The organism is Synechococcus sp. R6-5 (assembly GCF_047461775.1).
Classification (GTDB): Bacteria; Cyanobacteriota; Cyanobacteriia; order Thermostichales; family Thermostichaceae; genus Thermostichus.
The window spans coordinates 18,313-27,115 of sequence record NZ_JANSHV010000109.1 but is presented as its reverse complement, the minus strand read 5'-3'; the positions used below and the strand labels follow the sequence as shown (position 1 = coordinate 27,115).

Sequence of the window (8,803 nt, the reverse complement as noted above, 5' to 3'; positions counted from 1 at the left end):
ACCCCGCCAGAGGAGTCTCCACAGGCGTTAGTTCCCCCAGAGCTTGGGGTACATTTCAAACGGTAGCTGGGGTCTAGAAACATAAACCTAACCACCCGCTCTCTGCACACTCGCACAACTGCCTAGCGTTTGCACATCAGGTTGTAGAGAACTGTGCAGCAAAGTGAGGACTCCGTCCCACTATCGCGAACAGTCAATCGGCGATTAGAGACAGCCCTCTTCCTAGGAAGCGTTCTTTGGCTTATCGGCCCAGGGACTGCAGCCAGCCAATCAGGGTGGTACCAGACAGAGCTTCAAACAGGATCAGGGCAACAAAGCCGATCATTGCCAAACGCCCGTTCAAGCGCTCTGCATATTCGGTGAAGCCCACGCGGGGGGTGCTGTCCACATACATTTCCGGCTCGATGGCGTAGTTGTTCAGCCGACCACCTTCTTCGACGACGACGGAGCGATATCGGGTCATAGGGTTCTCCTCGTGCTTTCTTTCCCAGCGTAGCTCGCTTTGCGTAGGATTGTAAAGTTTTATTTACAACGTTGTTGACGCCCAATGTTCCGAGCTGCCGGGCAGAGTTCAACCAGGCCAGGAACAGCCTGTAAGCAGGGTTGTGGCTCTTGTCCCAGTACAGGGGAGCTGATAATAGCAAGGGGACTGGAGGACAACCATGTCGGTGCTGGAACAGTTAAATATGCTGCTGGATGGCCAGCCGGTGGCCAGCTTGGCGGTGCTGGAGCAGGGATCCCCGGCGGTGTCGTTGGTGCCTTTTGTGGTGCAGCGGGATCCCTTGCGCTTTGCCATTGTCATCAGCGATCTTTCTGGCCACACCCAGGCTTTGCGGGCAGATCCCCGTGCCAGCCTGCTCATCCACGAGCCGCCCACCCCAGGGGATCCCCGCAGTAACCACGCCCTGCCGCGGGTGATGGTGAGCGGAGAAGCCCAGTTTCTCAGCCGCGAAGAGGCGCAAGCGCAGGGGTTTGAGGCCCTTTATCGCGCCAAGTACGAGATTGCCGAGATGATCCTAAGTTTGGCGGATTTTCACTTCTGTCAGATCGTCCCCAAAACTGGTAGCTTCATCCAGGGGTTTGGCCAGGCATTCCGGCTGAGGGGCCCCAACCTGGATCAACTGGAGCACCTTGGTCGGGCGTAGATTATGAGAATTCCAAGGGCAGCCCGCGCCATCCTTGAGCCCAGGGAAGCTCTTGCTGCGCCGCTTCCTAGCTCCCCTCTTCTGGGGGGAGAGAATGGAGTCCTTTCTCAGGTTTTCGGGTGGGATCCCGGATCCAATCCAAAAGCAGCGGGTTGACCAGCTCGGGGGCTTCATCCTGGGGGCAATGGCCAACCCCCGGCAACGGGATGAACCCCACCACGCAAGGAAACTGTGCCAGGGCCCGCCCCAGAGCAATGGGTTCCCAGGGATCCGCTTCCCCCCACAAGATCAAGACGGGACAGGTGAGCTGAGGCAAGAGATCTTCAGCCAAAGGCCCCTGAGAATAGCGCACAAAGGCCAAAAAGACCTCTGCCGCCCCCGGCTCCAAAGCGGGTTTGAGCAAAAGCTGGATCAGCTCCTCGGTAACCGCTTCTTTGCGCCCGTAGGCTTGGAGGAGGATATTGCGAATGGCCCTAGCCTGGGCCACCTGAGCAAAGAAGAAACGACCAAAGGGGGGCCACCCCAGCAGGGATTGCAGCAAAGGGGTAAACTGGCGGCGCAGCCAGGAGACCTGGCCCCGTTTCCGCTCGTGCAATAGCCGCAGCGAGGGATCCAACATCGCCACCCCCAAAACCTGGACTGGATCCAGAACCGCCGCCTGCAAAGCCACAATGCAGCCAATCGAGTTGCCCACCAGGTAGGCCGGCTGGCCCACCACCTCTCGGACAAAGTCTGCCACCAAGGATCCCCAGGTCTCAAAGGTGTAGGGCAAAGGGGATCCCGGCAGGGGCTTGGCGGATCCCCCAAACCCCAACAAATCAATCGCATACACCTGACAGTGCTGCCCCAGCTCCGGCAAATTTTTCCGCCAATGGTCGCTGCTGGCCCCGAAGCCATGGATCAGCAACACGGCTGGGCCTGCGGATCCCGACTGTTGGTAGCGAATGGGCTGGTCACGCCAGAGCCAGCGATGCTCTGTGTTCGCGTTGGCGCTGCATGGCAACATGGGGGTGCAGTGTAGGTTTGAGTCAGCGTTGCGATCCTAACCGTTCGCGACAGCGGGACAAAGTCCTTGTGATCGGGGCAACTGAGAGTACTGGCGGAGGGTGGCCCCCTTCCACCCGTTGGCGCACTTGAATCGAGGAACAAGGATCGGCCTTCCTCTGAGTTGGGTGATCCCAAGGGGCACCACCAAGCGGCTACAACATCCCATCTCAAGCTTCCGGGAGAAAGTGGGGAATACTGGCAGTTGAGGGTTTTGCGGTGGGTCGGCTTTGGTTTGGCTAGTTGGCCTCAGCTTGTTTGGTAGCGCTTTTTGCCTCTTCTGGGGACAGTTGTTGGTGGGCAAGTTGCTGCTGCCACTGTGGGGGGGATCCCCCCTGGTGTGGAATACCTGCCTGGCCTTTTTTCAGGCCACCCTGCTTTTGGGCTACCTGTGGGCAGATCGGCTGGGGCGCGGCCTCAATCCCAGGATGGGGGTGCTGATCCACGGGATCTTGCTGCTGGTCGGGCTGAGGCTTCTGCCCTTTCAGCTGGGGATCCCCGGCCAACCGGAAGGATGGTGGCCCCCTCTCGCTCTGTTGGCAAACTTGACTTTGGGAGCTGGGGTGCCGCTGTTTCTCCTGTCGGCGACGACGCCGTTGCTGCAACGGGGGTTGGCGGCAAGAGGGGTCGCGGGGCAACGGGAGGCTTTGGATCCCTATTTTCTCTATGTGGCCAGCAATGCCGGCAGCTTGGGCGGGCTGCTGGGGTACCCGCTGGTGTTGGAGCCTCGTCTGTCTTTGGCTTGGCAAACTCTCCTGTGGACGGGATCCTACGCGCTGGTGGCAGCCCTGGTGCTGCTGAGCGGGGTGGGTCTGCTGCTCAGTCGCAACAGCGTTGCGGAGCAACAAGAACGCGGGGCAGATTCCCAGGGATCCAGCGCTGCTCTGGGGAATTGGGCTGTTTCCTGGCGAGAGCGTTGGCGCTGGGCGGGGCTGGCTTTTTTGCCGGCGGGCCTGTTGGTGGCGGTCACCACCTTGTTGACCACCGACGTGGCGGCGGTGCCCCTGTTGTGGGCCATCCCCCTGGGGATCTATCTGCTGACATTCATGCTGGCTTTCGGGGGGATCCACCCCAATAAGGGGGTTTTGGGAACGACAGCTCTTCTGGCCTGCGGGGCGGTGGGGACACAGGTCTTGGGCTGGGTGAGGCCGGGTTTTTTGCTTTTGCCGCTGCATCTGATCACCTTTGGGCTGGTGAGCTGGGGCTGCCACAGCCGGTTAGCTTGCCGTCGCCCGCCGGTGGAGCAGTTGACGCAGTTTTACCTGTGGCTGGCTTTGGGGGGGAGCTTAGGGGGAATGTTCTCTGCCCTCTTGGCACCGCAGGTGTTTGAGACAGTGCTGGAATATCCCCTGTTGCTGGGGATGTCGCTGGCAGTGCTGGGGGCGCAGGGGGGGCGGGTGGGCCTGTGGCTGGGGCTGGGGCTGCTCCTGCCTTTGCTGCTGTTGCACTTTCAACCGCAGGCGTTGCTGCAGGTGGGCGCTGGGGTGGGTTTGGCGTTGGGCTGGGCGGTGCTGGCGCTGTTGGTGTCAGGGGAGAGCCGTTCACAGCAGCAGAGCGGAGCCCCTGGCTGGCAGGCCAAGGTCGGTTGGGTGGGAGCAATGGCGGGGTTGGTTGTGCTGCTGGGGCAACCCTGGCTGCAGCCGGGACTGCAGGTGATCCACAGCGAGCGCAGCGCCTTCGGCCTCAACCGGATCGTGGAATACCAAACTGAGCAGGGATCCTTCCGCAGCCTTCTGCACGGCACCACTCTACACGGCAGCCAAAACTTGGATCCGGAAAAAGCGCTGGAGCCGCTGACCTATTTTTCTCGGTCTGGGCCGGTTGGGCAGGTGTTTGCGGCGTTCAGAGCCCAGACTGTGGATCCCATACCCGCCATTGCGGTGTTGGGGCTGGGGATCGGCACGTTGGCCGCCTATGCCGAGCCAGGGGATGAGTGGACGTTTTTCGAGTTGGATCCCACCGTGGTCGATTGGGCGAGCCGCTATTTTTCCTATCTCCGGTGGGCCCAGACGCGGGCGCAGGTGCAGGTCATCCTCGGTGATGCCCGGCTCAGCCTCAAGGGGATCCCAGAGGGCAGCTATGACCTGATGGTGATGGATGCCTTCAGCTCTGACGCAGTGCCGGTGCATTTGCTCACGCAAGAGGCTTTGGCCCTCTACCTCAGCAAGCTCAAGCCCCACGGCTGGCTGCTCTTCAACATCACCAACCGCCACCTCGACCTGGCCCCGCTGTTGGCCGGCCTGGCCGGATCCCTGCAGCTTCACGCTTGGCACCAAGACCACCGGGATCTCTCCCCTGAGCAACGCCAGGCGGGGCTGGCCCCTTCCCACTGGGTGCTGTTATCGCCGCGCGACGCTTCGACGACCGCCTCAGCAGGGCGGAGCCCTTTGGCCCAAAACTCTGGAGTCCTGCAGGAACTGGATCCCTGGCAGCCCCTTTTGCCCCAGGCCGGGGATCCCGTCTGGCGGGATGACTTTTCCAACCTGCTGCAGGTGATCCGCTGGCCTTGGATCCCTTTGCTAAAGGGTATCCAGATCCCCAGTTCTGGATAGGAATCCGGCTGCTATCGCTACGCGACCCTTCGGCGAATGCATTAGGGTTGGGGAGCAGAAAAGTTAAGGAAATCTTTACAACTCGAAGTTGGTATGAGTTATGATTGTTTGCAACGTAACTGATGTCTGCTCGGGAGTCCGGCCCATGTCTCCTCTACAAGCCCTCACTGGCAATCCTCAAACCACCATGGCTGAAACCTCTGCGGCTCGTTTCGTGGCAATCGGGGGCAGCTTGCGGCCCAATTCCCTGACGTACCAGGCGCTGGAGGTGGCGCGGCGAGAGTTTGAGAAGTTGGGGATCCCGTTGCACATCCTCGATCTGCGGCAGATGAAGTTGCCCTTTGTGGATGGCTCGGAGTCCTATGCGGATTATCCCGATGTGGCAGTCCTACGAGCAACCATGAAGCGGGCGGATGGGATCATCCTAGCCAGCCCGGAGTACCACGGCGGCATCAGCGGCAGCCTGAAAAATGCACTGGATCTGTTGAGCTTTGAGCAACTGGAGGGTAAGGTCTTTGGGTTGATCAGCGTTTTGGGCGGCGAGAGCAACAGCAATACCCTGAACCAGATGCGCTTGATTGTGCGTTGGGTGCATGGCTGGGTGATCCCAGAGCAAATCGCCATCGGTCGGGCTTGGAACGCTTTTGACGAGCAAGGCAATCTCAAAGACGAGAAGCTACAACAGCGCTTTCAACACTTTGTCCAGAGCTTGGTGACCCATACTCACAAGCTGCGCGGGATCCCAGTTGTGAAGCCTTCCTGAAATTACAGTCATTCCAAACTAGATCGAGACACTCTCCAAGCGTTCCGCGACCAACCCAAGGGAAGTTAGGAAGCCATGAAGGACGGCTGCAGACAGACTACACTGGGGCTGGGTGAGAGATGAAAACCAAATCTTTCACTGCGTCGAGGATGGGGCGAACGCCCGACGTCGAGAATCCCTGCCCCTTGGGGCGGAGAGTATGCCAAAGTTGTTCCAAACAGCAACAAGTCCGGGCTCTCTTCTTCTCACCTGTTGCCTCAGCGTTGCCCAGCAACAAATAAGGCTCAGATCCGACGGAGATCTGGCTGAGAGGGCATTGACTTGCAGAGGAACCCGCAGAATAGCTCCACACAGGTATGGTTCAGTCTGTTCCCCCTCATTCCGATAGAGCTGGGCCAATATCTCCCCTGGTGGCCCTGCAAGCAACCTTGCAGCAGATGCGGGAGCAGAGCGATGCCAACACCCTCGTTCAGCTCACGCTGGAGTATGTCAAGGCGGTGTTTGGGGCGCCGCTGGTCTGGCTGGCCTTTTACGATTATCAAAATCACCAGTTGGTGGGCCAGGGGGGAGTGACCCTTCTTGAGGATCAAACCCTACTGCGAGCGGTGCATCCTCTACAGCCGGGGGAGATCCTGGAGCAGGTGGTGATCGAGCAGCGACCGATCAGCCTGCCTGACCTCTCTCAGGAGCCGCGCATGGGCATTTGGCAGCGGGAGGCCAGGCGACTGGGCGGGATCCAGGGCTGTTTCATTTATCCCTTCTCGGCCTACGGCCCGCTGTCGCGAACGGCAGTAGGACGGCGGCGCTGCTTGGGGATCCTGATGTTGGGATCCCAAATGTGGGGGGTTACCACCCATGAGGACGAAAAGGCTCTCTTGGGAATTTTGCTGGGGCAGTTGGCAGCCTCTCTGCAGGAGTTGGAAAACGCTTGGCAGCAGCAGACCGAAAAGCGCCTTGAGGATCCGCTCCTGAGGTTGGGAACGGCGATGCGCCAGGCGGGATCCCTGCAGGAACGGGTCAGCTGGGTGAAGCAAGAGCTACAGTCTTTCCTGGGCGCCGTCCACATTCAGGTGTATTGGCACGAGCGCGGCCAGGGGCAGTTCGTCCCCCATGGAAGCGCCCCCAAAGCTGTTGGCAACAGCGGGGGGACGGAGTCCTCTCAGCCCCCTGTTCCCAAAGGGGCTAAAGTCGGAGCAGGGCCAACAGGGGAGGTCAGCCTTTCGCTGCGGGAATTGGGGGACATGTACTACACCCTCGCCGATGGTCAGGTGGTGGTGGGCGGCACAGGGACGACTCGCTCTGAGGTTCCCCCCAAGCTGATGCAGCAGTTGCGGGCCCAGGCCGTTTTGGCGGCCCCGATTTTGCTGGAAAAGGATCTGCTGGGGTTCATCTGGGTGCAATCGGATGTGCCCCGTACCTGGCAAGCCGCTGAGCGACAGTTGGTAGCTGCTGCCGCCAATGGGTTGGCCTTGGCTGCCCCCCTAGAAAATCTGGATCGCCGCATTCGCCAGTTGGCCGATGACCAAGAGTTTGTGCAACAGGTGGGCCGCTCGCTTTACAACCCGGCGGAGCTGCAACAGGCTCTCCAGCAAGCCGTTGTCGGCCTGGCCCAGCGCCTGAAAGTCGGTGCAGTGGCCGTGTTGACGGTGGATCCCGACAGCCCCATCCCCCGCCTCTTCTACGAGTACCGCAGGGAAGGCAAGCAGACTTTGCCACAGCAGCTCAGCCCTCTGAGCGACCAGGACTGGCAGGATCTCATGCGCAGCGAGGTGGTCGTGGCAGAAAACTACGACCAAGATCTGCGCCTGCTCTCTTGGCGGCAGGAACTGGCAGGGGTTCGTTCCTTGATGCTGACCCACACCGGGGTCGGCGGTACCGCCACCACACCTGTGGAAGGGCTGCTCTTGGTGTTGCATCCCCAGCTACGGGCCTGGAGCCGGGAAGAGCGGCAACTGCTGCGGGGGATTGCCCAACAGGTGGGGGTGATCCTGCGGCAAATTCGGTCAGAACAACGCCGGCAACGACAAGAGCAATTGCTCAAGGGCCTGATCGCCACTTGTTCAACCTTGCCAAACTTGGCCACCTTGTCAGATCTGTACACCACCACCGTCCGACAGACGGCCCAATTGCTGGGGATCCCTCTGGCGCTCATGGTTAGTTGGCAGCCGGGGGAGAGCCGGGCTCAGCTCCAGGGGCCTTTTACTACCGCTGCCGGGACGGAGACCGGCTCCACCGAGATCGACCTGCAAGATCCCCTACTGGCCTACGCGCTGCAGTCGGCAGAACCTCTGCCGCTCACCCAGGAGCAGATCCCCCCTGCCAGCCGCACTTGGCTCAGTCGCGTCAGCGGTGCGGAGCACTTTGCTACCGGCCTGGGATCCTGGCTGCTGGTGGCGCTGGGGGAGACAAACTCCTCGCAGGCGGGAGCTTTGGGAGTTTTGATCTTGGGGGCAGAAGCGGGCAAGGTTTGGGATCCCGACGAGCGGGCGGCTGTGATGTTGATCGCCCAGACCTGCGGCTGGACGGTGCGGCGCTTGCTCTGGATGCAAACTTTGCAAGAGCAGCAGGAGGTGCTCAGGGAGTTGAACTGGTACAAACACCGCCGCCTGATGGACATGCAGAATGCCCTTCTGGACAGCCTGCGCCGCCTGGGTCAGGTGCCGGAGATTCCCGGAGACGAAGCCACCCGCTGGCAAAAGGTGGTGGAGATCGGCAGAGGGCTGCGGGATCTGACCGTCTCCACAGGGCCGTTGTTGCAGTCGGAAACTTGGCAGGTGCAGCCGCAGTTGCGGTCGGTGCCCTTGGCAACCTTGGTGCGCAAAAGCCTACGCCGAGTGGAGGCCCTGACCCAAAAACGCAAGTTATGGCCGCGGGCCCATGGGGACATGAGCATTGCCGTCCAGGGGGATCCCGAACGACTGGAGATGGTGCTCTGGGAGGTGTTGACAGCCGCTATTTTGCGCAGCCCGGAAGGGGGGCGGCTGGATCTGTGGAGCCAAGCCAGCGTTCGCGATAGCGATGCGGAGCCCTTTGGCTATGCAGAGCTGCTGGTGGTGGATCAGGGCAGCTTCGACCCTCACCTGATGGCCGCCCTTCAGTTGGATCCGAACCAGGTGATCTACGCGGATCCTCTGCTCAAGTCGCCTCTATCGGTAAGTCCTGGTCTGGAACTCAGCCTGTGTCAACGGGTGGTGCAGCGGATGGGGGGCCAGCTCTCCTTTTACCTCTCTTCCGATGGGCGTTGTGTCTCTCGGCTGCTCCTGCCGATGGGCAGCGACGAGCCCCATCCCCCTGGGTAG

General features: G+C 60.8%; 6 protein-coding genes. 4 read left to right on the top strand and 2 right to left on the bottom strand.

Annotation, left to right across the window (positions count from 1 at the left end; translation table 11 throughout):
- Positions 1-241: 241 nt before the first annotated feature.
- A complete protein-coding gene (locus NW818_RS06775; RefSeq protein WP_414413991.1) occupies positions 242-463 on the bottom strand; it encodes a high light inducible protein in 222 nt (73 codons plus the stop codon).
- A gap of 199 nt (positions 464-662) precedes the next feature.
- On the opposite strand from NW818_RS06775, the gene NW818_RS06770 reads away from it, so the two are divergent.
- Complete coding sequence (locus NW818_RS06770; protein ID WP_414424144.1) at positions 663-1,145, top strand: pyridoxamine 5'-phosphate oxidase family protein; 483 nt, start codon at positions 663-665, stop codon at positions 1,143-1,145.
- A 67-nt stretch (positions 1,146-1,212) separates the two neighbouring features.
- On the opposite strand, the gene NW818_RS06765 is transcribed toward NW818_RS06770, so the two are convergent.
- Positions 1,213-2,151 carry an alpha/beta fold hydrolase gene (locus NW818_RS06765; protein ID WP_414424143.1) on the bottom strand — a complete coding sequence of 313 codons (939 nt, stop codon included), beginning with the start codon at positions 2,149-2,151 and terminating at the stop codon, positions 1,213-1,215.
- Positions 2,152-2,419: 268 nt separating this feature from the next.
- On the opposite strand from NW818_RS06765, the gene NW818_RS06760 reads away from it, so the two are divergent.
- The 3 genes from NW818_RS06760 to NW818_RS06750 all read left to right on the top strand — a co-directional run bounded on the left by NW818_RS06760 (position 2,420) and on the right by NW818_RS06750 (position 8,803).
- Complete coding sequence (locus tag NW818_RS06760; protein WP_414424142.1) at positions 2,420-4,741, top strand: fused MFS/spermidine synthase; 2,322 nt, start codon at positions 2,420-2,422, stop codon at positions 4,739-4,741.
- 145 nt (positions 4,742-4,886) lie between these two features.
- Complete coding sequence (locus NW818_RS06755; RefSeq protein WP_255344535.1) at positions 4,887-5,504, top strand: NADPH-dependent FMN reductase; 618 nt, start codon at positions 4,887-4,889, stop codon at positions 5,502-5,504.
- Between the two features lie 356 nt (positions 5,505-5,860).
- Positions 5,861-8,803, top strand: coding sequence for a GAF domain-containing protein (locus NW818_RS06750; protein ID WP_414424141.1), 2,943 nt, complete (start codon positions 5,861-5,863; stop codon positions 8,801-8,803).

Excerpts from the sequence above, each read along its gene's own strand:
- NW818_RS06775 (WP_414413991.1), bottom strand. The coding sequence starts at position 463 with ATGACCCGATATCGCTCCGTCGTCGTCGAAGAAGGTGGTCGGCTGAAC.
- NW818_RS06770 (WP_414424144.1), top strand. The coding sequence starts at position 663 with ATGTCGGTGCTGGAACAGTTAAATATGCTGCTGGATGGCCAGCCGGTG.
- NW818_RS06765 (WP_414424143.1), bottom strand. The coding sequence starts at position 2,151 with ATGTTGCCATGCAGCGCCAACGCGAACACAGAGCATCGCTGGCTCTGG.
- NW818_RS06755 (WP_255344535.1), top strand. The coding sequence starts at position 4,887 with ATGTCTCCTCTACAAGCCCTCACTGGCAATCCTCAAACCACCATGGCT.
- NW818_RS06750 (WP_414424141.1), top strand. The coding sequence starts at position 5,861 with ATGGTTCAGTCTGTTCCCCCTCATTCCGATAGAGCTGGGCCAATATCT.